The sequence below is a fragment of the Ruegeria sp. TASC047 genome (assembly GCF_059612445.1).
The window spans coordinates 297,942-319,699 of the sequence record NZ_JBXWQP010000019.1; the positions used below are offsets into that span (position 1 = coordinate 297,942).

Genomic DNA, 21,758 nt, shown 5'->3' on the forward strand with positions numbered 1-21,758 from the left:
TGAAGGGGCGGTACAGGCGGGGACGCCGATGACCGCGCCAGGTGAAGCTCTCTGGTCGTTTTGGTCAGAGAGCGGATCCCTGCTTCATCTGGCTGAAAATATCCTGGGGGTGTGGGGGCAAAGCCCCCACCGGTTACATCGAAAACGACGTGCCGCAGCCACAGGAAGAGGTGGCGTTGGGGTTGTCGATCACAAACCGCGCACCAATAAGCTCCTGAGTGAAATCTATCACCGCGTTTTCAAGAAAGGGCAGAGAGATCGGGTCGACGATGACTTTCTGCCCTTTGCCTTCAAGAATGAGGTCGTCGGTGTTTGGCGTATCCAGAGCAATTTCATATTGAAAACCGGAACATCCACCGCCCTCCACTGCGACACGCAGGGCTTGCCCCTGTTCCGCGGCACCGATTTCGGCAAGGCGGTCAAAGGCGCGTTCGGTGACTGATGGGGGCAGATTCATGCCGGTCTCCAAAGGTTTATTTCCCAAGCGTCCTACAATATATGAAACCAAAAGACAGGCGACAAGGACAAGGCCTTTGGACAGAGCGGGTTTTGCTTCGGACCCAGACCGCGCAAGGGGGCGGCTGGTGCCAGAGGAAGAGAGCAGCTTCCGGTCATGCTTTCAGCGTGATCGCGACCGGATCATTCACGCCAGTGCGTTTCGGCGGCTCAAGCACAAGACGCAAGTCTTTGTCGAGCATGAAGGTGACAGTTATCGAACACGGCTGACCCATTCCATCGAAGTCGCTCAGGTCGCGCGAACAATTTCAGGGGCGTTGGGCCTGAATCCTGAACTCACCGAAGCTGTTGCGCTGGCGCACGACCTGGGTCATACGCCCTTTGGTCATACGGGTGAGGACGCCCTCCACGCGCTGATGGCGCCTTACGGGGGGTTTGATCACAACGCTCAGGCCATTCGGATCGTAACCAAGCTGGAGCGGCATTATGCCGGGTTTGACGGATGCAACCTGACTTGGGAGTGTCTGGAGGGTATCGCCAAGCATAACGGTCCGGTTGTTGGCGATCTGCCCTGGGCCCTGGCTGAATGCAACCAGGGCTTTGACCTTGAACTTCATACCCATGCAAGTGCCGAGGCGCAGGTGGCGGCCTTGTCTGATGACATTGCTTACAACAATCACGACCTTCTGGATGGGTTGCGTGCGGGGTTGTTTGAAGATGATGATCTGCGCCACCTTCCGATCGTGGGGGCGTGTTACGCGGATGTGGATGCGAAATACCCCGGTCTTGATCCGTATCGGCGGCGTCATGAAGCACTGCGGCGGGTTTTTGGGGTCATGGTGGCGGACGTCATCACAACGTCGCGCGACTTGATCGCGGCCTCGGGCGCGCAGTCGGTCGAAGAGGTTCGCCATCTTGGGCATCCTGTCATCCAATTCTCGACCGGGACTTGGGCGGATCTGAAACAAATCAGGGCGTTCCTGTTCACCCGGATGTATCGCGCACCCAGCGTCATGAAGGTGCGGGCCGAGGTTGCAACGGTTGTCGAAGACCTGTTCCCGATCTACCTGAACGATCCGAAACAGATGCCGGCACGCTGGCACGAGGACATTGAAGCTGCGGCGGACGAGACTGCTCTGGCCCGGATCGTATCGGACTATATTGCAGGAATGACCGACCGTTTCGCTTTGCTGGATCACGCCCGGCTGACGGGCTGATTGCGCCGCAATGAAACGGGTAATGGTCCATGTTTGCGACCTTTATTGCGGGTTGATTGGTACCTTGCGCAGGCGGGAAGCGATGATCAGAAGCCGTACGACGGACAGTGCGCAGGGTATTTGAAATCTCAGACAGAGGATATCTGGGCGCCATCGGCAGACATTGGGCGCAAACCATGTCCAAACAATAGGCGTCCATTGACCTTGCCGTGATGCGTGGTAAACCGCCGGGCAAGCAAAAGGACATCCGAAATGAACCTGTTTTCCGAGATCCGCGGCCTTGTACTGGACGCGTTGGCACAGATGCAGTCCGAAGGCGCGTTGCCCGAGGGGCTGAGTTTTGACAACGTGGCGGTCGAACCGCCGCGTGATGCGGCGCATGGCGACATGGCGACCAATGCGGCGATGGTGCTGGCAAAACCGGCCAGGATGAAACCGCGTGACATTGCCGAGGCATTGGCAGGGAAGCTGGTGGCAGATGACCGGATCACCAGCGCCGATGTGGCAGGTCCGGGCTTTCTCAATTTGCGGCTGGCACCGTCGGTCTGGCAAGGCGTGCTGGCGGCCGTGCTGGAGAAGGGCACCGATTATGGCCGCTCGACTATGGGCCATGGGCAGAAGGTCAACGTAGAATATGTTTCGGCCAACCCAACCGGTCCGCTGCACGTGGGTCATACACGGGGTGCGGTATTCGGTGACGCTCTGGCAAGCCTGCTGGCCTATTCGGGCCATGACGTGACCCGTGAGTATTACATCAACGACGGCGGTGCGCAGGTGGATGTGCTGGCGCGCTCGGCTTACGAACGCTATCGCGAGGCCAATGGTCTGAGCCCCGAGATTGCCGAAGGTCTTTATCCTGGCGACTACCTGATCCCGATCGGTGAGGCGTTGAAAGAGAAATACGGCGATAGCCTGATCGACAAGCCGGAAAGTGACTGGCTGGAAGAGGTGCGTGAGTTCTCGACCGACGCGATGATGGATCTGATCCGCGCTGACCTGAAAGCGCTGGGCGTCAAGATGGATGTGTTCTTCTCGGAAAAATCTCTCTATGGCACCGGTCGGATTGAGGCCGCATTGCAATCGCTGACTGACAAGGGCCTGATCTATGAAGGCGTGCTCGAGCCGCCGAAGGGCAAAAAGCCCGAGGATTGGGAGCCACGCGAACAGACGCTGTTCAAATCGACCGAACATGGCGACGACGTCGACCGACCTGTCAAGAAATCGGATGGCAGCTGGACTTATTTTGCCCCGGATATTGCTTATCACTATGACAAGGTGACCCGTGGTTTTGACGCACTGATCGACGTGTTTGGCGCCGACCACGGCGGCTATGTCAAACGGATGAAGGCGGCTGTTTCGGCACTGTCCGACGGTAAGGTGCCGCTTGATATCAAACTGACACAGCTGGTGAAGCTGTGGAAGAATGGCGAGCCGTTCAAGATGTCCAAGCGGGCAGGGAACTTTGTCACTCTGCGCGATGTGGTCGATCAGGTGGGCCCGGACGTGACGCGGTTTGTTATGCTGACCCGCAAGAACGACGCGCCGTTGGATTTCGATTTTGACAAAGTGCTGGAACAAAGCCGCGAGAACCCCGTGTTCTACGTTCAGTATGCACATGCCCGTGTCATGAGCGTGCTGCGTCGTGCGGCCGAGGCTGGAATTGCGGCTGATGATGCGACCCTTGCGGGCGCTGACCTGAGCAAGAACGGTCATGTCTCGGAACTGGTTGTTGCGAAGAAGCTGGCAGAATGGCCACGGCTGGTCGAGATTGCGGCCCGAACCAATGAACCGCACAGGGTCGCCTTTTATCTCTATGAACTCGCAGGCGACTTTCACGCGTTGTGGAACAAGGGCAATGACGAGACGCAACTGCGTTTCATCCAGGATGGCGATGTTGCCACAAGCCAGTCAAAAATCGCTTTGGCCCGGGCCGTTTCTGTTGTGATTTCAGCGGGCTTGGGTATTCTTGGCGTTACTCCGGCGCAGGAGATGCGGTAACGAATATCGCCCGAACCGCCGGTACGAGGTAGGCAAGAAATGACCCGCGGGCCTTATTTTCAGGCGCGAAACGGGCAGTGAGGCGGACATGGCGAGTTACGATTACTCGGGGCATCAAGGCCCCGGGCAGATTCATTACCCGAATCAAGCGCATTCTGACGATGTGTATGGTTTTCCCGAAGACATGCAGGAAGATGACGCGCCGCGTGGCTCGTTTGGTCTGGGCAGGGCGGTCAATTTTCTGGGGGCTGTTGCATCCTTGGCGCTGGTCGCCGGTGTCGGGGTCTGGGGCTATCAACTGATCATGCGCGATGTCAGTGGCGTGCCGGTTGTTCGCGCCGCCGATGGGCCGATGCGTGTACAGCCGGAAAGTCCGGGTGGAACTCCGGCCGATCATCAGGGTTTTGCCGTGAATGCCGTCGCCGCCGAAGGCAGTGCTGCGGCGCCAGCCGACCGGTTGATCCTTGCGCCGCGCCCGGTGTCCTTGACGGACGAAGATCTGCCCGCCGGAGAACTGAAGCCGACCCCTGCGCTGCATGTGGTCGAAGAACCGATCACCACGCAGGAGGCCGCGCGCTTGCGCCAGAACGCAGTAGATGCGCTGGTTGCGGAATTGGCGGGTGCGGCAGCAGAAACGCAGCAAGAGTTCGAAGACGGTGTGCAACTGGCATCGCTGACCACCCCTGATGAAGAACCCGCCATTGACCCGGCAGATTTTGCTGCGGCCTTGCCGGACCCGAGCTTCGCAGAGTTGCCGGGTGTGCGCCGATCGTTGCGCCCTGTGACGCGTCCGGCACGGTCTACCCGCAGTCAGGTCGCGCCCAGTGAGAATTCCGAAGACGCCATCAATGCAGCGGTGAAAGCCGCGGTCGGGGTGGATGTTGATCCGGATACGTTGGCAAAGGGAACCCGGCTGGCGCAGCTTGGAGCTTATGACAGCACGCAAGTGGCACAGGCCGAGTGGGACCGTTTGAATGGTCAGTTTGGTGATTATTTGTCGGGAAAACAACGAGTTATACAGAAAACTTCAAGCGGTGGACGGACCTTCTACCGCCTTCGTGTACTGGGGTTCGAAGACCTGAGCGACTCGCGCCAGTTCTGCGCTGCTCTGGTCGCGCAAGGCGCTGATTGTATCCCGGTGGCCGTGAGGTGAAGTTCGGAGCAGCGATCACAGATGCTGAAGGACTGCGCCTGACGCAGGAGGAAAGAGACCTATTTCGCCAGATGAACCCGTTTGGGTTCATTCTGTTCGCCCGCAATATTGAAAGCGCCGATCAGGTGCGCGCCTTGTGTGATGATTTACGAGAGGCCGTTGGGCGCAACTGCCCCATTACCATTGATCAGGAAGGTGGGCGCGTACAGCGTTTGCGCGCACCCTTGGCTCGCGAATGGCTGCCGCCGCTGAATCATGTGATCAGGGCGGGTGATCAAGCGGAACGCGCCATGTACCTCAGGTACCGCCTGATTGCGGATGAGCTGTTTGGTCTGGGTATCGACAGTAACTGTGCCCCCATGGTCGATGTGGCGCGTCCCGAGACCCACGCGTTTCTGAAGAACCGCTGTTACGCCTTTGACCCCGAACAGATTTCCAGGGTCGGCAGGGCCGTGGCGCAGGGTCATCTGGATGGGGGTGTTCTTCCGGTTCTCAAGCACATTCCCGGCCATGGCCGTGCCACTCTGGACAGTCACCATGACCTTCCGCACGTTGATTTGCCGCTGGAAGAGTTGGAATACAGCGATTTCGCTCCGTTCCGCGCCTTGAATGACCTGCCGATGGGGATGACAGCACATCTGGTCTTCGATCAGATCGATCCCCGGCCAGCCACCATTTCTGCGGCCATGATGGGCCTGATCCGAGACAATATCGGCTTTGGCGGGCTGATCATGACCGACGATATTTCGATGAAAGCGCTCAGTGGGGCGTTGACGGACCTCACACGGCAATCTTTGCAGGCGGGCTGTGATGTGGTCCTTCATTGCAATGGCAGCTTTTCTAAACGCGCCGCTGTGATGGAAGTCGCCGGGGAGATGTCGGATGTGGCACAAGCCCGCGCAGAACGGGCGCTGGCGATGCGGAAACCCCCGCGGGAACTTGACATCCAAGCCGCCGAAGCGGAACTATCTGCCCTAATGGGCGGGCAGGTATATGAACGATAATCTTTTTAGCGAAGACCCTGTCTCGGTCGCGGATCGTCTTGCGGCCGAAGCGCTGATCGTTGACGTCGATGGATTCGAAGGCCCGTTGGACGTTCTGCTGACCCTGTCCCGTACGCAAAAAGTGGATTTGCGCAAGATCTCGGTTCTTGCGCTGGCGCAGCAATATCTGGCCTTTGTTGAAAAGGCGCGTGCGCTGCGCATTGAACTGGCCGCCGATTATCTGGTCATGGCGGCGTGGCTGGCCTTTCTCAAGTCCCGCCTACTGCTACCGCCAGACCCGGATGACGACGGGCCATCGGGTGAAGAGCTGGCCGCGCATCTGGCGTTTCAACTTGAACGCCTGCAGGCGATGCGTGACGTCGCTGCACGGTTGATGGCCCGCGACCAACTGGGGCGTGATTTTTTCAAACGCGGGCAGGGCGAGGACGTCACCCGCATTCGCACCGTGACTTATTCTGCTACGCTGCTGGACCTGATGCAGGGTTATGCCCGTATCCGCACCCGTGACGAATTCCGCCCCTTTGTGATGGACCGCGATGCGGTGTTCACGATGGAGCAGGCACTGGAGCGGATGCGCCCGCTGATCGGTTTTGCGGGGACGTGGACCGATATGGAAACCTATCTGCCCGATGGTTGGGATACTGACCCGGTGCGCCGCAGATCAGCAACGGCTGCGACCTTTGCGGCCTCGCTGGAACTGGTGAAAGAAGGACATATGGAGATCAAGCAGAGCGAGACATTCGCGCCGATCCATTTGCGTAAGAGGACCCAGACACGTGACTGACGCCCCAGAAGAAACCGGCACCCTGTTCGAGGCGCCACCGCTGGCGGAACAGGAGCGTATGGTCGAGGCCGTTTTGTTTGCCAGCGCCGATCCGGTGACGATTGCCGACCTTGAGGCGCGGATGCCGCATGGAAGCGACGCCGCGCAAGCCGTTGAACTGCTTCAAAGGCGTTACGAGGGGCGCGGCGTGCGCGTGGTACGCGTGGGGGAGGCCTGGGCGATTCGCACAGCCCCTGATCTGGGCTTTCTGATGCAGAAGGAAACGGTTGAGACCCGTAAACTCAGCCGCGCCGCGATTGAGACATTGGCGATCGTGGCCTATCACCAGCCCTGCACCCGCGCCGAGATTGAGGAAATTCGCGGCGTATCAGTCTCTCGCGGGACGATTGATCAATTGCTAGAGATGGAGTGGATCAGGCTGGGCCGACGCCGCATGACACCGGGTCGTCCGGTGACATTTGTGGTAACGTCCGAATTTCTGGATCATTTTGGGCTGGAGAACGCCCGCGATCTGCCGGGTCTCAAGGAGCTAAGGGCTGCAGGTTTGTTGGAAAACCGGCCTCCACCGGGGGCGATCCCGCTGGGCGAGGGGCGCGAGGACGAAGTTGACGAGGACCAGTCGGAACTGTTTGAGGAGTAATAACCCGGCCAGGTCACTACAGGTCAGGCGCGGAACCTGCGGCAGTAAACGCGGGTTATCCGACACATGCACCGTTGAAAGAAATTCTGAGGATTAGACGGCCGTTTTGAAGTGCTTGGACAGTTTCAGGCCTTGCCCCTGATAGTTCGATGCAATCCCGGCACCATATAGCTGCGTGGGCATCTCAGCCATTTTCTCATAGACAAGACGCCCGACCACCTGTCCGTGTTCCAGCACGAAAGGCGCTTCGTGGCATCGCACCTCAAGCACACCACGTGACCCGGCACCGCCCGCTGCGGCATGGCCAAAGCCGGGATCGAAGAACCCGGCATAATGCACTCGGAATTCACCAACCATCGCCAGATAAGGTGCCATTTCGGCGGCATACATCGGCGGGATATGGACCGCCTCGCGGCTGACAAGGATATAGAATGCGCCGGGGTCAAGTATGATGCGACCGTCCTTGGTGCGTACTTCCTCCCAATAGTCCTGGGGGTCGTATTCGCCAATTCGGTCCAGATCGATTACCCCGGTATGGGGCTTGGCGCGATAGCCGACCAGATCGGTGTCGGGCAGTTGCAGATCGACCGAAAAGCCAAGACCATCATGAATCACAGCAGGCCCGTCCACCAACGGCGATTCGGCGTGCAGGGCGGTCAGTTCGGCGTCAGACAAGACGGCCTGACCCTGACGGAAACGGATCTGGTTTAGACGCATACCGGGTCGGACCAGAACCGAAAACGAACGTGGACAGATCTCGGCGTACAGCGGGCCTTTGTAGCCTGCGGGCACGCGATCGAACTCGGTGCCACCATCGGTGATGGTACGGGTCAGAAGGTCAAGCCGCCCGGTCGAGCTTTTGGCATTGGCGACGGCGGTCATGTCGCGGGGCAGGGCAAGCGATTCCATCAGAGGCACCAGATAGACGCAGCCCTTTTCCAGAACAGCGCCATCCGAGATGTCGATGCGGTGCATTTCAAACTCGGCCAAGCGATCCGTAACAGTCCGTCCTTCGCCCGCTAGAAACGAGGCACGCACTCGGTAAGCAACTGTTCCTAAACGCAAATCAAGGCTGGCCGGTTGAATTTGCGCTGGCAGAACATCGGGGTTGGCGGCAATCTCTCCGCGCGCGATCATCGCTTCGATTTGCTGGTTCGCGCAAACACCTGTCATCTCGATCCCCTCGCGTGCCAGAGCGGGATCTGGCCTTTGTGCCATAAACGTCGGTGTGATTTGGTCGGGCTAGCAGGACTCGAACCTGCGACCTTCCGTCCCCCAGACGGACGCGCTACCAGGCTGCGCCATAGCCCGACGTTGGGCCGTTCATAAAGATTTTCCCGGCAGGGGCAAGAGGAAAACACTGCCTTTTTTCCTAACCCGTCGCCTGTGTTTCGACCCGATCCAGCCAGCGGCGCAGGTCTTTTGCAATCGGTGCAATCTGGCGCAGAAGTTCGTCGTCAAACTCGGCGCGCTTCCACGCCAGCGAAGCAATTCCGCCCATCAGGGGCGCTGCGTTCAGGTCTGGCTCTGGTTCTTGTTCTGACACAGCCGTGTGAAGCGCGTCGGCCTGCATGCATTCATTCACCGGCTGCTTGGCCGGTTCGTCCAGATCCATAGGGATTTGTTCGGTGGCTGCAGCGGGTTTGGGTTCGAACGGCACCACAGTACCTTGAACGGGTTCAATCAGGGCAGGACCCGGTTCGTCCAGAGGCGGAGACAGTGCTGCGACATGTGCGACGCCTTGCTCGCGCAGGATGCGCTGCACGCCTTTGATTGTGGTCCCGTCTTCATGAAGCAGTTTCTTGATGCCCCCCAGAAGACGCATGTCATTGGGGCGATAATACCGGCGCCCGCCCGCGCGTTTGACCGGTTTGACCTGAGTGAAGCGGCTTTCCCAGAATCGCAAGACATGGGCCTGGACACCAAGCCAATCCGCTACTTCACTGATCGTGCGAAACGCGTCGCGGGATTTGCTCATATCCGCGTGACCCTGGGGTTACTTGCGATTCCCGACGGCGACGCGATCTTTCATAAGATGCGACGGGCGAAAGGTTAGTACACGGCGGGGCTGTATCGGAACCTCTTCGCCGGTTTTGGGGTTGCGGCCGACTCGCGCGGTCTTGTCGCGAACACTGAACGTACCGAAGGACGAGATTTTCACCTGCTCACCACGCACCAGAGCGTCGGACATGTGGTTCAGAACGCTTTCGACCAGCTGCGCACTTTCGTTGCGCGAAAGCCCAACTTCGCGAAAGACGGCCTCGCTCAGATCCATTCGAGTCAGTGTATTGTCGCCCATGTCATTTCCCCTGTTGCTGTCAAAGCATACGGGTACGGCAAATTCGCTGTCAATATCAATGAATTGCAAGAAGCTGTGTAAGCTGGATTGCGCCGGTTACCAGCGCAGAACCACCGCGCCCCAGGCCAGACCGCCGCCAATCGCTTCGGTCACGATCAGGTCACCGGGTTTGATCTGCCCGCGTTGTTTACCAACCGACAATGCCAATGGGATGGATGCAGCCGAGGTGTTGCCGTGATCCTGAACGGTCACAACTACGTTTTCCATTGGCAGGCCCATCTTTTTGGCCGTGCCCTGAATGATGCGAATATTTGCCTGATGAGGAACAATCCAGTCTACGTCAGCGCTGCTCAGCCCCGCGCGGTCCAGGGCTGTCTCAGCGGTTTTGGTAAGCTTTTCAACGGCATGTCGGAAGACCTGATTGCCCTGCATACGCAGATGCCCGGTGGATTGGGTCGAAACCCCCCCATCGACATAAAGAAGGTCCTTGTAGCGCCCGTCCGAGTTCAGATCGGTTGCAAGTATGCCGCGATCCGCAGCGGTGCCTTCGCCGTCCTGCGCTTCGAGTACCAATGCGCCGGCACCATCCCCGAACAGAACACAGGTCGAGCGGTCGGTCCAGTCCATAATCCGGGAAAAGGTTTCGGCACCAATGACCAGCACGCGTTTGGCCTGACCTGACAGAATCAAAGCATTTGCGTTGCTGAGGGCGAAAACGAATCCTGCGCAGACAGCCTGTACGTCGAAGGCAAACCCTTTGGTCATGCCCAGTCGGGCCTGAACCATGGTCGCGGCAGAAGGAAAGGTCAGGTCTGCGGTCGAGGTCGCCAGGACGATCGCGTCGATATCATCCGCTGTCAGGCCCGCATCGGCCAGCGCAGCCTCGGCAGCCTTGGTGGCCAGGTCTGACGTCGTTTCGTCATCGGCGGCAAAGTGACGGCGTTCGATCCCCGACCGGGTTCTGATCCACTCATCCGTCGTGTCCAGCGTTTTCTCGAACTCGGAATTTGGAACAATACGTTCCGGCAAATAATGCCCGACACCTACTACAACTGAACGGCCTGCCATTTTTGGGGTACTGCCTTTTTTGTTAATTATCGGTCTGCGGCGCTGCTTGCGCAGCATCTTGTTCAAGCTGGGCTGTGGATGCAACCCGCGCCGCTAATTTTTCGGCGAAACCGGACTGTGCCAGAGTAAAGGCCAGTTTGATCGCCGCCGAAACTCCAGTCGCATCTGCCCCGCCGTGGGATTTAATAACGGTCCCGTTCAGACCCAGAAACACGCCACCGTTCACACGACGCGGATCGATGCGCTTTTTCAGGCGCTGTAGTGACGTGATGGCCAGAATCGAAGCCAATCGGGACAACGGAGAGTATTTGAACGCCTCACGCAGAAGTTCTCCGATCAGGCTGGCGGTGCCTTCGCCCGTTTTGATCGCAACATTGCCCGTAAACCCGTCAGTAACAATGACATCTGCCTTGTCACCGGGAATATCACTGCCTTCGACAAAGCCAACAAATTCGAAATTCGCCTGTTCCGCGAAATCCGAGATCAAGGCGTGCGCTTCTTTCAGTTCCGCGCGGCCCTTATGCTCCTCGGTGCCAACGTTCAGCAGCCCAATCCGGGGGCGGTTCAGGGCCATGCCGTTGCGCGCATAAGACGCGCCCATCAGGGCGAATTGCAGCAAATCCTTGGCGTCGGCGCGTACATCGGCGCCCACATCCAGCATTACATTGAACCCTTGCGGGTTGCGCGAAGGCCACAGGATCGCGATTGCGGGGCGGTTCACACCCGGCAATTTGCGTAGACGCATCATCGACAGGGCCATCAGGGCACCGGTGTTCCCGCAGGACACTGCGCCATGAGCTTCGCCCTGACGAACCGCTTCCAGCGCGGACCACATTGAGGTCTGCTTGCCGTTGCGCACAACCTGGCTGGGCTTGTCCTCCATCGTGACAACGTCGGGGCAATCACGAAAAACGACGCGCCCTTCAAGGACACGTCGTTTGGCAACCAGCTTGCGCAATACCTGTTCGGGCCCGTGCAGCAGGAACCCGATATTCGGGTTCTTGCCAGCCGATTTTGCCAGACCTGCAACGACGACAGCGGGGCCTGCGTCCCCTCCCATTGCGTCAACCGAGATGGTGATCCGTCCGGCGTGCGTGGGCTGATCGTTCATGCCTTGGCCTGTGCTCGATCAGGCTTAGGCTGCGTCTTCGTCCAGATCGATTTCGTCGGCCTGTGCGACGACTTCGCGATCGTCATAGTGGCCGCAAGATGCACAAACGTGGTGCGGGCGTTTCAGCTCGCCGCAGTTCGGGCATTCGTTCGGGTTTGCAGCAACCAGAGCGTCGTGTGCGCGGCGGTTGTTGCGACGCGACTTGGAAACTTTGTTCTGTTGGACGGCCATGGTCTCAACCTTTGTCTGACTGGGGGCCGCAGATTCGCTGCCGACCCGGGTTTCGTAGTTCGTTTATCGTGGTTTGACGCGCGTTTAGGCGACGAGCCCCGCAATGTCCAACCCAAAATCCGATGAGCGCGCGAAAATACTGCGATTCTCGGCATGTTCAAGCGATTTTTCTGACCGCCTGCTATGACAGGAAATCCGGCACCTGTCACTCGTCTTTTTTTAGCACATCGCGCAATCCTGCCAATCCCGCAAAGGGTTTGGCATCGTCATCCGTCATCGCCTGTTTGCCCGGTTCTGTGTAGGCAGCCTGACCCAGTTCCGCGCCGTCTTTCCGTGGATATTGTGGCAAAGCCAGAGACAGGGCCTCGATCATGACAAGGGCCGGATCAATTTCCGGTCCCAAAGGTTCAGATTCGTCATCTTCCGGGATTTCGAACTCTGGATCATCAGGGTCTGCCCAATCCGCAAGAAAAGTTCGGTGCACCGTAATGTCGATCCTTGTCGTCACCGGTTCCAGCGTCACCACGCAAGGTTGGGTGACAGTTGCACCGAGTTTGCCGTTTAGAACCCAGTCCCGTTTGCCCTGCGCCCGCAGGTCGCCCGAAAAGCTGAGTTTGCGCAGCCCCAGCAGCCCAAGGTCTTGCCTGATTTGCTCAAGCACGGTGGTTGCAGGGCGCAGATCGAACCGTGTCGGGGCGTTCTGCGGCAGGTCAGACACCCGAAATGATGTCGCGTTGCTCATTCGTGAGCCTTTCTATGTGTTGAACCGTGGCAGCGGTTTATGTAATCGGATAGAAGCCGAAGAAGGCCAAGGCAAGAGGGTGCAGATGTTGAAGGTAGTGAACCGGTTGAAACCAGCTGCGAAATCGCTTGTGTTTGTTGCCTGTCTGGCTGCGATCGGAGCTTGTACGGCTGTCTTCAAGAATCACGGCTATGTGCCACCGGCCGAGGAACTGGCGGAAATCAAAGTGGGCGTAGACACGCGGGACAGCGTGCAAGAGGCCATCGGCGCGCCGGGCGCATCCGGCGTGGTTCGGGATTCGGGCTATTACTACGTCCGCTCTCGCGTGCGCCACTACGGTCCGAAACGGCCCGAGGTGGTATCGCGCGAACTGGTTGCCATCAGTTTTGATCAGCGCGGTGTTGTCAGAAACATCGAACGCTTTGGTCTTGAAGACGGGAATGTGATTGCTCTGGAGCGCCGCGTTACCGATTCCAACGTTCAGGACAAAGGCTTCCTGCGTCAGCTGCTGGGCAATATCGGCAACTTCAATCCGGCCAACATTCCGGGCGCCAACTAATTTGCGCCAAAACCTTGCGGTGGTCGCAGGGCAGTCACATGTCTTGTGCTAACGGTGTCGTACCGACGCCTGAGGGTCGGCAACCGTGGAGGACGCGACCGTGGCAACGGCAGTTTTGTTAAGCAAGGGGCGCTATCGCGCCAGACTGGCGCAGTCGCCCGAGGATATCAGAACAGCTCAGGCATTGCGGACCTTGGCTTTTGGCACTGAGCAACCGGACTGCGACGAATTTGATGCACGCTGTAGCCATATCCTGGTCGAGGATATGCGCTCGGCAGACCGGCTGGTCTGCTGCTTTCGGATGCTGACCATGAATAGTGGCGGCGAGATCGGACAAAGTTATTCAGCACAGTTCTATGACCTGACCTCGCTCGAAGGCTTCAAAGGTCGGATGGTCGAAATGGGACGATTCTGCATCCATCCCGATCACAGCGACCCCGACATCCTGCGTGTAGCCTGGGGGGCAATGACGGCCTACGTTGACCGGAACAACGTCGAGATGCTGTTTGGATGTTCCTCTTTTGCCGGAACCGAAACTGAGCAGTATCTGGATGCGTTTGCGATGCTCAAACACCGCCATCTGGGCCCGAAACGTTGGTTGCCGCGTGTGAAGGCTCCGGATGTGTTTCGATTTGCCGCGCGTCTGCGGCGCAGACCGGACGTGAAAAAGGCAATGCTGCGGATGCCACCCTTGTTGCGGACCTATCTGATGATGGGCGGTTGGGTCAGCGATCATGCAGTGGTGGATCGCCACATGAACACGCTGCACGTTTTCACAGGGGTGGAAATCGGTGCGATCCCCCCGGCACGCAAACGTCTGTTGCGGGCGGTGGCCGGGTAGATTGAGTATTTTTGAAAAGGTGAAGACGGGGCGTTGACGCAATGTGTCAGCCGGTTTAGCTGGCGGACATGGCGAGAATTCCTTTGTTGCAGATGTCTGGCATTTCCCTGACTTTCGGGGGTGACCCGGTGTTTTCCGAACTGGATCTGGTGGTTCAACCCGGTGATCGTGTTGCGCTGGTGGGGCGAAACGGGTCCGGAAAATCCACGCTGATGAAAGTGATGGCCGGTCTGGTCGAGGCTGATCGGGGCGAGATTGTCGTGCCGCCCGGAAAATCCGTTGGCTATATGGAGCAAGATCCGACAATGGAAGGCTTTGCCACGTTGGGGGATTACGCCTCCAGCGGGTTGGAGCCGGGAGAACTTTACAAGGTTGAACGGGCCGGTGAAGGGTTGAAGTTCGATCCTTCACGGGCGGTTGAGACGGCTTCGGGCGGAGAGAGGCGGCGGGCTGCGCTGGCCAAGCTGATGGCAGAAGCTCCGGATCTGATGTTGCTGGACGAGCCGACCAACCATCTGGATATCGAAGCCATCGCGTGGCTGGAACGCGAACTTGGCGCGACCCGAGCGGCCTTTGTGCTGATCTCGCATGACCGGGCCTTTCTAAGGGCGCTGACCCGGGCAACACTTTGGATCGACCGGGGGGCTGTTCGGCGACAGGAACAGGGCTTTGAAGCCTTTGAGGCCTGGCGGGACAAGGTCTGGGAGGAAGAGGACCAGCAACGCCACAAGCTGAACCGCCTGATTAAGTCCGAAGCGAAATGGGCGGTTGAGGGCATTAGCGCCCGACGCAAACGTAACCAAGGCAGGGTGCGGGCCTTGCAGGCGTTGCGGGCAGAAAAGGCGGCGCAGATCAAACGTCAGGGTTCGGCTGCAATGGCACTGGAGGCCGGGCCAAAATCAGGCCGTAAAGTGATTGAGGCCAGGGCGCTGGCCAAAGGGTTCGGCGACAAGCAGATCGTTCGGAACTTTGATCTGCTGGTACAGCGCGGCGACCGGGTGGCCTTTGTCGGGCCGAACGGTGTTGGCAAAACAACGTTGCTGAAGATGCTGCTGGGGCAGGTGGAGCCGGACGCGGGCTCGGTTTCCTTGGGGACGAACCTTGAAATCGCGGTGTTTGATCAGACCCGTGCCCAACTGGACCCCGAGATGAGCCTGTGGGACAGTCTGACCGGCGATCCGGAAATGCGGGTGTCGGGCAAGGCCGATCAGGTAATGGTGGGCGGGCAGCCCAAACATGTTGTAGGGTATCTCAAGGAATTTCTGTTTGACGAACGGCAGGCCCGAGCAGCCGTCAAATCCCTGTCCGGTGGGGAAAAAGCCCGGTTGTTACTGGCCAAACTGATGGCGAAACCCTCGAACCTTCTGGTGCTGGACGAACCGACCAACGATCTGGATGTCGAGACGCTGGACCTGCTGCAAGAGCTTTTGGACGATTACAACGGCACCGTTCTGCTGGTCAGCCATGACCGGGATTTTCTGGACCGCGTGGCGACAACCACCATCGCGATGGAGGGGAACGGACGGGCGACAGTCTATGCTGGTGGCTGGTCGGATTACATTGCGCAGCGTGGCGACGTGATCCAAAAAAGCGTAGAAAAAGCAAAAGCTTCAAAGCCAAAGATTAGGCAGGAAGAAAAGCCGAAATCCGGCCTTTCCTTCTCGGAAAAGCATCGGCTGGAGAAACTGCCTGCCGAGATCGCGCGCCTTGAGGCCGAGATCGCCAAGCTGGAAGAGTTGATGTCCGATCCTGAGCTGTTCACGCGCGAACCGGTGAAGTTCCAAAAAGCGACCGAGGCGCTGGTTGAGCGGCAGGAGAAACTCTTGGCCGCTGAAGAGGAATGGCTGACGCTCGAAGAGAAGGCTGAAAGCGCTTAGCGCGCCAGACGTTTTGCCGGATTACCTGCCACGGTTTCTCTGGCGGGGACGTCTTTGGTGATGACGCTGCCAGCGCCGATTGTGGCGTAGTCGCCTATGGTAATGCCGGGCAACAGGATCGCTCCGCCGCCAACCCAAACCTGCCTGCCGATGGTGACGGGCAGGCCGATTTCCAACCCTTGTGTCCGATCAGCCGGGTCCTTGGCATGATGCGCGCAGTAAATCTGAACATTGGGGCCAAACATCGTGTCGTCGCCGACTCGAACGGGGGCCGTGTCCAGAACCACGCATCCGGCATTGAAATAAACCCGGCTGCCCAGATGGATGTTCATTCCATACGCGCAGTGAAAAGGGGCTTCGAGAAAACAGTCCTCGCCGACATGGCCCAGCAGCGCGTGTAGTTCCGGGGCCATCGCGCCGCGTGTGTCGGGCGGACAGGTGTTGTGAGGGTGAACAGCCCGTCGTGCCCGCGCGCGCAGATCGTCCAGCTCAGGATCGAGACAGCAGTACCACTGCCCGGACTGCATTTTCTGGCGCTCCGACATAGGGCTGTCTTACCGCATCCGCAGAGCGCCGTCGATGCGGATGACCTCGCCGTTCAGGTAGCCCATTTCAACGATGAAACCGGCCAGCCGCCCGTATTCCTTAGGGTCGCCCAGGCGGGCCGGGTTCGGGACGTCGGCGGCCAGTTGTTTCTGCACGTCTTCGGGAAGGCCCGCCAGCATCGGGGTCATAAAGATACCCGGCGCAATGGTCATGACGCGAATCCCGGTCGAGGCCAGATCGCGGGCCATTGGCAGGGTCATGCCAACAACCCCGCCTTTCGATGCAGCATAAGCCGCCTGTCCCTTTTGGCCGTCGAACGCGGCAATAGATGCAGTGTTGATGATCACACCGCGCCCCCCGTCCAGTTCGGGTTCATTCTTTGCCATCTCGGCAGCGGCCAGCCTTGAGACGTTGAAAGTGCCGACAAGATTGATGTCGATCGTGCGCTGGAACGCGTCCAGCGGGTGGGGCCCATCCTTGCCAACCGTCTTGATTCCATAAGCGATACCCGCGCAGTTCACAGTCGCGTTGATCTTGCCCATCTTGTCCATGCCGTGGCGCACGGCAGCTGCGACCGAGGTTTCGTCGGTTACATCCGTAAGCGCAAAATATCCGCCGATTTCGGAGGCGACTTGAGCGCCACGGTCCGCGTCACGGTCCAGAATAGTGACTTGCGCGCCCTGCGCGGCAAAGTGACGGGCGGTGGCTTCACCCAGACCGGATGCGCCGCCGGTGACAAGAGCGGCTGTGGTGGACAGGTGCATCGGAACTCCTCCCTAAGATATGAACAACTGTTCAATAACTGCTTTGCAGGGGCGGTGTCCACATCTTTGAGCTTGAACGCCTAAAGGGGCGGGGCGGACTGACCGCCGCCGGGTCAATACGCATCTTTAAGGCATCTTAATCCGCGCTTCACGAAAACGCGCCCGTTCGTGAACGAAGTAATCACAGCCATTGCGTGTTTTTTCGTCAGGAGGTTCCGATATGGTAAATGGTAAGAAACAAACACTGGGCGCTGTTCTGGCCGCACCTATCTTTGGGATTGTGGTTGCCGGCAGTGCTGTTGCAGCGCCGGAAACCTGTAACTGGAAAACGGCTCGAAGTCTTGCGAATGCAGGCGACTATGCCGGGCTTTGCGATTGTGTTCAGGTGACCCCGAGCTTTCTGGACAGACTTCAGAAGCGACCGGATTTCGAGACAACACTGAGCGTTACCGGGGCGCAATGCCCGGGGCTGGCGGCTTTGCTGACAGACGTGCCAACGGCAAGCCTGTCCGGTCTGGCCGAGAATCGGGGTGAAAGCCGCGGTTCAGAACCCGGCGGGGCAGGATTTGCGAACGCGGCTGGTCCTGACGGCCTCGGTGGTGGAGGAGAACCCGACAACGGCGGTGGAGAGCCCGGCGGTGGCGGCGGAGAACCTGGCGGCGGTGGAGAGCCCGGCGGCGGTGGTGGAGAGCCCGGCGGTGGCGGTGGAGAACCCGGCGGTGGCAAAGGCAATAACGGGGGCGGAAAGGGCCATAACGGCGGCGGCAAAGGTGGCGATAAGGGGAACAATGGCGGCGGCAACGGCGGCGAGGGCAGCAGTCCGGGTCGCGGAAACAACGCCAATGACGACGAGGGCGAACGCGACCGGCCCGGTGGCGGAAAGGGACGTCAGTAGTCTCGTCGACCCCAATATAGATACGGCCACCCAATCGGGTGGCCGTTTTCTGTTTTGCTGTCCAAGGTGAAAGAGGCGTCAGCCCAGTTGCACCAATGCGTGGCGTTTCTTGCCTGCACTCAGCTTGATCGGAGACGTCAATGCGCCCGCGTCGATCATCAAACCCGCATCCGTCAGCGGAGCGTCGTCCAGTTTGGCCCCGTTTTCGGCAATCAGGCGCTTGGCCTCTTTGCCGGATTTGGCCAGGCCTGATTTGACAATGATCTGGACGATGGACATGCCGTCGCCCAGCTCGTCCGCGCTGAGGGTCAGGGTGGGCAGATCGTCTCCAACGCCACCTTTTTCGAACACTTCACGGGCCGTGGCTTCGGCCGTTGCCGCAGCTTGCGCCCCGTGGAGAAGGGCTGTCACCTCATTGGCGAGGCGGATTTTGGCCTCATTGATCTCGGACCCGGCAAGCGCGCCAAGACGGTCACATTCATCCACGGACAATTCGGTATAGAGCTTCAGGAACCGCCCGACATCCGCATCGGTGGTGTTGCGCCAGAACTGCCAGAATTCATAGGGCGAGCGCATCTCGGCGTTCAGCCAGACCGCGCCATCCTGCGATTTGCCCATCTTCTTGCCGTCGCTGGTGGTCAGCAGGGGAGAGGTCAGGCCGTAGATTTCGTGATCCAGCACCCGGCGTGTCAGGTCGATACCGTTGACAATGTTGCCCCACTGGTCGCTGCCGCCCATTTGCAGAACACAGCCATAGCGGCGGTTCAGCTCCAGAAAGTCATAGGCTTGCAGGATCATGTAGTTGAACTCGAGAAACGACAGCGACTGTTCGCGATCCAGCCGGGATTTCACCGATTCAAAGCTGAGCATCCGGTTGACCGAAAAATGTCGCCCGATGTCGCGCAGGAAATCGAGGTAGTTCAGATCATCCAGCCATTCGGCATTGTTCAACATCAGTGCCTTGTTTTCGGCGTCAGTGTCGTAATCGATATAGGCCGCGAACACCTTTTTGATGCCTGCGATGTTTTCGTCGATCTGTTCGGGACCCAGCAGGGGGCGTTCATCCGCGCGGAACGAGGGGTCGCCCACCTTGGTGGTGCCGCCGCCCATAAGGGTGATCGGCTGATGACCGGTCTTCTGGAACCAGCGCAGCATCATGATCTGGATCAGGCTGCCCACATGCAACGACTTGGCCGTTGCATCAAAGCCGATATAGGCCGGCTTGCACCCACTGATCAGCGCGTCGTCAAGGCCCTGATAATCGGTGCAGTCGGCGAGGAAGCCGCGCTCGATCATCGTGGCGATGAAATCCGATTTGGGGTGGTAGGTCATATCGTGCCCTCGGGGTTTGTGTTGCGGGGCACTGTATAGGCGGCGCTGCGGATGAGGAAAAGCCACCTTTTCACTCTAAAAGCGCGTGCCGTGATATGCGCGCTCACCTTGATGGCCGGGGTGTTGATCCTGAAGCGCGACGTCGGAAAAAAACCGACGCGCCCAATCAGAAGGCTTGCCAAGGCGGCATAACAAAAGCACCTTGACCAAGCTGCAACCCAGAGGTGAAGTCCGGAAACCCCGGGCACGGCGGAAACATTGCCAGATCAGGAGGCAGGCGTGGGCCAAGCCATCAAGAAACACGGAATGGTTCGGGCATTGGGCGCGATGTCCGGTACGTCGCTGGACGGGGTGGACGCTGCGGTGGTGGAAACCGACGGGCACTCCATCGCTGGATTCGGGAAAAGCGGTTATCGCGCCTATACCGAAGCCGAACGCGAAATTCTGCGGGCGGCTTTGGGGCAATGGCACGGCCCGCAAGTCGATGCGGCAGCTGAGATGGTGACCTTTGCCCATGCCGAGGCGCTGTCCGAGTTCGAAGACGTGGATCTGATCGGCTTTCACGGCCAGACGCTGGCGCATGAACCGCGCGGGCGCGGGACATTGCAGGTGGGCGATGGTCTTGGTCTGGCGCAGGCTTTGGGGCGCCCGGTGGTTTGGGACTTCCGAAGCGATGACGTGGCGATGGGGGGCGAGGGTGCTCCGCTGGCGCCGTTTTTTCACTTTGCTTGCGCCAAGTGGTTTGGTGCGGACCGCCCGTTGTGCTTTCTGAACCTGGGCGGTGTTGGTAATCTGACCTATGTGGACCCAAGCTTTGATGGTCCCGAGGCGCCGGGGGCGCTGCTTGCCTTTGATACGGGGCCGGCGAATGCACCGGTCGATGACCTGATGCAGGCCCGGCTGGGGCAGCCGATGGACCGGGATGGTGCGGTTGCGCGCAATGGCACCGTCGAAATGGGTGCGCTGGAGCTGTTCCTGGCTGAGCCTTTCTTCGCACGCATGCCGCCCAAGTCGCTGGACCGGAATGATTTCTCTGAGATGATCGACCTGGTGAAAGAACTGGGTGACGCTGACGCGGTGGCGACCCTGACCGGGATGTGCGCAGCGGGGTTGGTGCAGGGGATGGAACACTGTCCGCAACCGCCGTCTTGCGTGCTGGTTACAGGCGGTGGACGGCGCAATCCGGTGTTGATGGAGATGCTGCGCGTATCTCTCGACTGCCCTGTCGAACCGGTCGAGGCCGTGGGGCTGGACGGCGATATGCTCGAGGCGCAGGCTTTTGCCTATCTAGCCGTGCGCGTGGCGCGGGGATTGCCAACCTCGTGCCCCGGAACAACCGGGGTGAAAGCGCTGGTAGGCGGGGGCATGGTCAGTTCAGTGAGCGTTCAACCGGTGGGTTGAGGCTACATCCAGGTACTGGCTAACGCGTTATCGACACACAGGCTTGCCACTGCGTCGGGCTGTGTCGAAGTGAAAATGCCCTTTGTGATACCGGTCAGCGTCAGGACCAAGAACAGTCCCGAACAGGCCACAGGCTCCGCTGTGCAACTCTCGTAACACGGCGCTTTGATCGGTATCGCTCCACCCGTCCTGAACGGTGATCTGCGTTCCGTCCTGCAACACGAAGGTCGAGATATCGATGGCCCGACCCCGCGCATGTTCGGAAATGCGCGCATAGGGCTGGCTGTTCTGCGTCTTGCAGGCATAGTGGCCAACAACGCGCATCCCCTTGAGCCCACCACCCAGATCAGCGAAGATGGGTTTGGCGACGTTTTCGATCCACGTTTTCAGCGTGACGGCTGTCTGACAGTCCATCAGCGAAAACTGGCTGAGCGCAACATCCGAAATTCTGTAAATCCGGACCGGGTTGGCGATGCCGCAACCCAGCGCTTTTCCAGCCAAAGACGCGCGGGTTTCGCCCAGAATGGTCCAGTCGCCACAGACCGCGCCGCGGTCGCGCATACGCTGACGACCCACTTCAAACCGGCGGAACTTGCAAGGGCGCAGCGCAGGGCGTTTCGAGATCAGCACCGCAGGTTCAACAGTCGCAGCAGGTTCGATGTGTTCGGTTGCGTCTTCCTCCTCCAAATCGGGTAGTGCCAATTCGGATGAATGGGGGGATTCTGCACAGGCGGTCTCGGCGCTCGCAAGACAGGTGCTTGCGAACAGAAGCAGAAGGACCAGAAAGATGTGTTTCACAATCACCCGATGCTCCGATACCTGCGGTTGCGTTTACAGAAT

The 21,758-nt window shown here is 59.1% G+C and carries 23 protein-coding genes and 1 tRNA gene; 11 read left to right on the top strand and 13 right to left on the bottom strand.

Features of this window, described 5'->3' with window-relative positions:
* Window positions 1–133: 133 nt before the first annotated feature.
* The gene (locus tag AC2FLO_RS03995; RefSeq protein ID WP_480584730.1) at window positions 134–457 is read right to left on the bottom strand and encodes a HesB/IscA family protein; all 324 of its coding nucleotides are present in this window, start codon (window positions 455–457) and stop codon (window positions 134–136) included.
* Between the two features lie 76 nt (window positions 458–533).
* On the opposite strand from AC2FLO_RS03995, the gene AC2FLO_RS04000 reads away from it, so the two are divergent.
* The 6 genes from AC2FLO_RS04000 (at window position 534) to scpB (ending at window position 7,252) form a co-directional block, all read left to right on the top strand.
* Window positions 534–1,673: a deoxyguanosinetriphosphate triphosphohydrolase gene (locus tag AC2FLO_RS04000; RefSeq protein ID WP_496751433.1), complete on the top strand. Its 1,140-nt coding sequence runs from the start codon at window positions 534–536 to the stop codon at window positions 1,671–1,673.
* Window positions 1,674–1,925: 252 nt separating this feature from the next.
* Entirely contained in the window at window positions 1,926–3,671 is a 1,746-nt protein-coding gene (argS, locus tag AC2FLO_RS04005; protein WP_496751435.1) for an arginine--tRNA ligase, read from the top strand.
* 88 nt (window positions 3,672–3,759) lie between these two features.
* A complete protein-coding gene (locus tag AC2FLO_RS04010) occupies window positions 3,760–4,824 on the top strand; it encodes an SPOR domain-containing protein (RefSeq protein ID WP_496804154.1) in 1,065 nt (354 codons plus the stop codon).
* Window positions 4,821–5,828, top strand: coding sequence for a beta-N-acetylhexosaminidase (nagZ, locus tag AC2FLO_RS04015; protein ID WP_496804155.1), 1,008 nt, complete (start codon window positions 4,821–4,823; stop codon window positions 5,826–5,828). The genes AC2FLO_RS04010 and nagZ overlap by 4 nt, the downstream gene beginning before the upstream one ends.
* Complete coding sequence (locus tag AC2FLO_RS04020) at window positions 5,818–6,612, top strand: segregation and condensation protein A (protein ID WP_480538046.1); 795 nt, start codon at window positions 5,818–5,820, stop codon at window positions 6,610–6,612. The genes nagZ and AC2FLO_RS04020 overlap by 11 nt, the downstream gene beginning before the upstream one ends.
* Window positions 6,605–7,252: an SMC-Scp complex subunit ScpB gene (gene scpB, locus AC2FLO_RS04025; protein ID WP_267363960.1), complete on the top strand. Its 648-nt coding sequence runs from the start codon at window positions 6,605–6,607 to the stop codon at window positions 7,250–7,252. The genes AC2FLO_RS04020 and scpB overlap by 8 nt, the downstream gene beginning before the upstream one ends.
* A gap of 93 nt (window positions 7,253–7,345) precedes the next feature.
* Here the strand turns inward: scpB and AC2FLO_RS04030 are convergent, their stop codons facing one another.
* The 8 genes from AC2FLO_RS04030 to AC2FLO_RS04065 form a co-directional block, all read right to left on the bottom strand.
* On the bottom strand, window positions 7,346–8,425 hold the full coding sequence (locus AC2FLO_RS04030) for a 2'-deoxycytidine 5'-triphosphate deaminase (protein ID WP_496751965.1): 1,080 nt from the start codon (window positions 8,423–8,425) through the stop codon (window positions 7,346–7,348).
* Window positions 8,426–8,486: 61 nt separating this feature from the next.
* Window positions 8,487–8,563, bottom strand: a tRNA-Pro gene (locus tag AC2FLO_RS04035).
* 61 nt (window positions 8,564–8,624) lie between these two features.
* Window positions 8,625–9,230 (bottom strand): MerR family transcriptional regulator, encoded by a 606-nt coding sequence (locus AC2FLO_RS04040; RefSeq protein WP_496751441.1) that lies wholly within the window; start codon window positions 9,228–9,230, stop codon window positions 8,625–8,627.
* An 18-nt stretch (window positions 9,231–9,248) separates the two neighbouring features.
* Complete coding sequence (gene ihfA, locus AC2FLO_RS04045) at window positions 9,249–9,551, bottom strand: integration host factor subunit alpha (protein WP_209503673.1); 303 nt, start codon at window positions 9,549–9,551, stop codon at window positions 9,249–9,251.
* A gap of 96 nt (window positions 9,552–9,647) precedes the next feature.
* The gene (locus tag AC2FLO_RS04050) at window positions 9,648–10,619 is read right to left on the bottom strand and encodes a beta-ketoacyl-ACP synthase III (RefSeq protein ID WP_480584709.1); all 972 of its coding nucleotides are present in this window, start codon (window positions 10,617–10,619) and stop codon (window positions 9,648–9,650) included.
* Window positions 10,620–10,641: 22 nt separating this feature from the next.
* Window positions 10,642–11,730, bottom strand: a complete 1,089-nt coding sequence (gene plsX / locus AC2FLO_RS04055) for a phosphate acyltransferase PlsX (protein ID WP_496751443.1) — start codon at window positions 11,728–11,730, stop codon at window positions 10,642–10,644.
* 24 nt (window positions 11,731–11,754) lie between these two features.
* Window positions 11,755–11,961: a 50S ribosomal protein L32 gene (gene rpmF, locus AC2FLO_RS04060; protein WP_008756996.1), complete on the bottom strand. Its 207-nt coding sequence runs from the start codon at window positions 11,959–11,961 to the stop codon at window positions 11,755–11,757.
* Window positions 11,962–12,166: 205 nt separating this feature from the next.
* Window positions 12,167–12,703 (bottom strand): YceD family protein, encoded by a 537-nt coding sequence (locus AC2FLO_RS04065; RefSeq protein WP_496751445.1) that lies wholly within the window; start codon window positions 12,701–12,703, stop codon window positions 12,167–12,169.
* Between the two features lie 85 nt (window positions 12,704–12,788).
* Between AC2FLO_RS04065 and AC2FLO_RS04070 the strand changes: the two genes are divergently transcribed.
* The 3 genes from AC2FLO_RS04070 (at window position 12,789) to AC2FLO_RS04080 (ending at window position 15,980) form a co-directional block, all read left to right on the top strand.
* A complete protein-coding gene (locus AC2FLO_RS04070) occupies window positions 12,789–13,262 on the top strand; it encodes an outer membrane protein assembly factor BamE (RefSeq protein ID WP_496751447.1) in 474 nt (157 codons plus the stop codon).
* A 100-nt stretch (window positions 13,263–13,362) separates the two neighbouring features.
* Window positions 13,363–14,103, top strand: a complete 741-nt coding sequence (locus AC2FLO_RS04075) for a GNAT family N-acetyltransferase (protein WP_496804156.1) — start codon at window positions 13,363–13,365, stop codon at window positions 14,101–14,103.
* Window positions 14,104–14,171: 68 nt separating this feature from the next.
* Complete coding sequence (locus tag AC2FLO_RS04080; protein WP_496751451.1) at window positions 14,172–15,980, top strand: ABC-F family ATP-binding cassette domain-containing protein; 1,809 nt, start codon at window positions 14,172–14,174, stop codon at window positions 15,978–15,980.
* On the opposite strand, the gene AC2FLO_RS04085 is transcribed toward AC2FLO_RS04080, so the two are convergent.
* Window positions 15,977–16,525 carry a sugar O-acetyltransferase gene (locus tag AC2FLO_RS04085; RefSeq protein WP_496751453.1) on the bottom strand — a complete coding sequence of 183 codons (549 nt, stop codon included), beginning with the start codon at window positions 16,523–16,525 and terminating at the stop codon, window positions 15,977–15,979. The two genes, AC2FLO_RS04080 and AC2FLO_RS04085, sit on opposite strands and share 4 nt — an antisense overlap.
* Window positions 16,526–16,534: 9 nt before the next feature.
* The gene (locus AC2FLO_RS04090) at window positions 16,535–17,290 is read right to left on the bottom strand and encodes a 3-hydroxyacyl-CoA dehydrogenase (RefSeq protein WP_496751455.1); all 756 of its coding nucleotides are present in this window, start codon (window positions 17,288–17,290) and stop codon (window positions 16,535–16,537) included.
* 220 nt (window positions 17,291–17,510) lie between these two features.
* Here AC2FLO_RS04090 and AC2FLO_RS04095 point away from each other — a divergent pair, with 220 nt between their 5' ends.
* Window positions 17,511–18,185, top strand: coding sequence for a hypothetical protein (locus AC2FLO_RS04095; RefSeq protein WP_496751457.1), 675 nt, complete (start codon window positions 17,511–17,513; stop codon window positions 18,183–18,185).
* A 78-nt stretch (window positions 18,186–18,263) separates the two neighbouring features.
* On the opposite strand, the gene tyrS is transcribed toward AC2FLO_RS04095, so the two are convergent.
* Entirely contained in the window at window positions 18,264–19,517 is a 1,254-nt protein-coding gene (gene tyrS / locus AC2FLO_RS04100) for a tyrosine--tRNA ligase (protein WP_496751459.1), read from the bottom strand.
* Between the two features lie 279 nt (window positions 19,518–19,796).
* Here tyrS and AC2FLO_RS04105 point away from each other — a divergent pair, with 279 nt between their 5' ends.
* Complete coding sequence (locus AC2FLO_RS04105) at window positions 19,797–20,918, top strand: anhydro-N-acetylmuramic acid kinase (RefSeq protein ID WP_496811636.1); 1,122 nt, start codon at window positions 19,797–19,799, stop codon at window positions 20,916–20,918.
* A gap of 27 nt (window positions 20,919–20,945) precedes the next feature.
* Here the strand turns inward: AC2FLO_RS04105 and AC2FLO_RS04110 are convergent, their stop codons facing one another.
* Window positions 20,946–21,722 (bottom strand): extensin-like domain-containing protein, encoded by a 777-nt coding sequence (locus AC2FLO_RS04110; protein ID WP_496751461.1) that lies wholly within the window; start codon window positions 21,720–21,722, stop codon window positions 20,946–20,948.
* Between the last annotated feature and the right edge of the window lie 36 nt (window positions 21,723–21,758).

Bases quoted from the DNA above. Each gene is read 5' to 3' on its own strand.
- AC2FLO_RS03995 (WP_480584730.1), bottom strand. From the start codon at position 457: ATGAATCTGCCCCCATCAGTCACCGAACGCGCCTTTGACCGCCTTGCC.
- argS (WP_496751435.1), top strand. From the start codon at position 1,926: ATGAACCTGTTTTCCGAGATCCGCGGCCTTGTACTGGACGCGTTGGCA.
- AC2FLO_RS04010 (WP_496804154.1), top strand. From the start codon at position 3,760: ATGGCGAGTTACGATTACTCGGGGCATCAAGGCCCCGGGCAGATTCAT.
- AC2FLO_RS04020 (WP_480538046.1), top strand. From the start codon at position 5,818: ATGAACGATAATCTTTTTAGCGAAGACCCTGTCTCGGTCGCGGATCGT.
- AC2FLO_RS04030 (WP_496751965.1), bottom strand. From the start codon at position 8,425: ATGACAGGTGTTTGCGCGAACCAGCAAATCGAAGCGATGATCGCGCGC.
- AC2FLO_RS04040 (WP_496751441.1), bottom strand. From the start codon at position 9,230: ATGAGCAAATCCCGCGACGCGTTTCGCACGATCAGTGAAGTAGCGGAT.
- ihfA (WP_209503673.1), bottom strand. From the start codon at position 9,551: ATGGGCGACAATACACTGACTCGAATGGATCTGAGCGAGGCCGTCTTT.
- AC2FLO_RS04050 (WP_480584709.1), bottom strand. From the start codon at position 10,619: ATGGCAGGCCGTTCAGTTGTAGTAGGTGTCGGGCATTATTTGCCGGAA.
- plsX (WP_496751443.1), bottom strand. From the start codon at position 11,730: ATGAACGATCAGCCCACGCACGCCGGACGGATCACCATCTCGGTTGAC.
- rpmF (WP_008756996.1), bottom strand. From the start codon at position 11,961: ATGGCCGTCCAACAGAACAAAGTTTCCAAGTCGCGTCGCAACAACCGC.
- AC2FLO_RS04065 (WP_496751445.1), bottom strand. From the start codon at position 12,703: ATGAGCAACGCGACATCATTTCGGGTGTCTGACCTGCCGCAGAACGCC.
- AC2FLO_RS04070 (WP_496751447.1), top strand. From the start codon at position 12,789: ATGTTGAAGGTAGTGAACCGGTTGAAACCAGCTGCGAAATCGCTTGTG.
- AC2FLO_RS04080 (WP_496751451.1), top strand. From the start codon at position 14,172: ATGGCGAGAATTCCTTTGTTGCAGATGTCTGGCATTTCCCTGACTTTC.
- AC2FLO_RS04085 (WP_496751453.1), bottom strand. From the start codon at position 16,525: ATGTCGGAGCGCCAGAAAATGCAGTCCGGGCAGTGGTACTGCTGTCTC.
- AC2FLO_RS04090 (WP_496751455.1), bottom strand. From the start codon at position 17,290: ATGCACCTGTCCACCACAGCCGCTCTTGTCACCGGCGGCGCATCCGGT.
- AC2FLO_RS04095 (WP_496751457.1), top strand. From the start codon at position 17,511: ATGGTAAATGGTAAGAAACAAACACTGGGCGCTGTTCTGGCCGCACCT.
- tyrS (WP_496751459.1), bottom strand. From the start codon at position 19,517: ATGACCTACCACCCCAAATCGGATTTCATCGCCACGATGATCGAGCGC.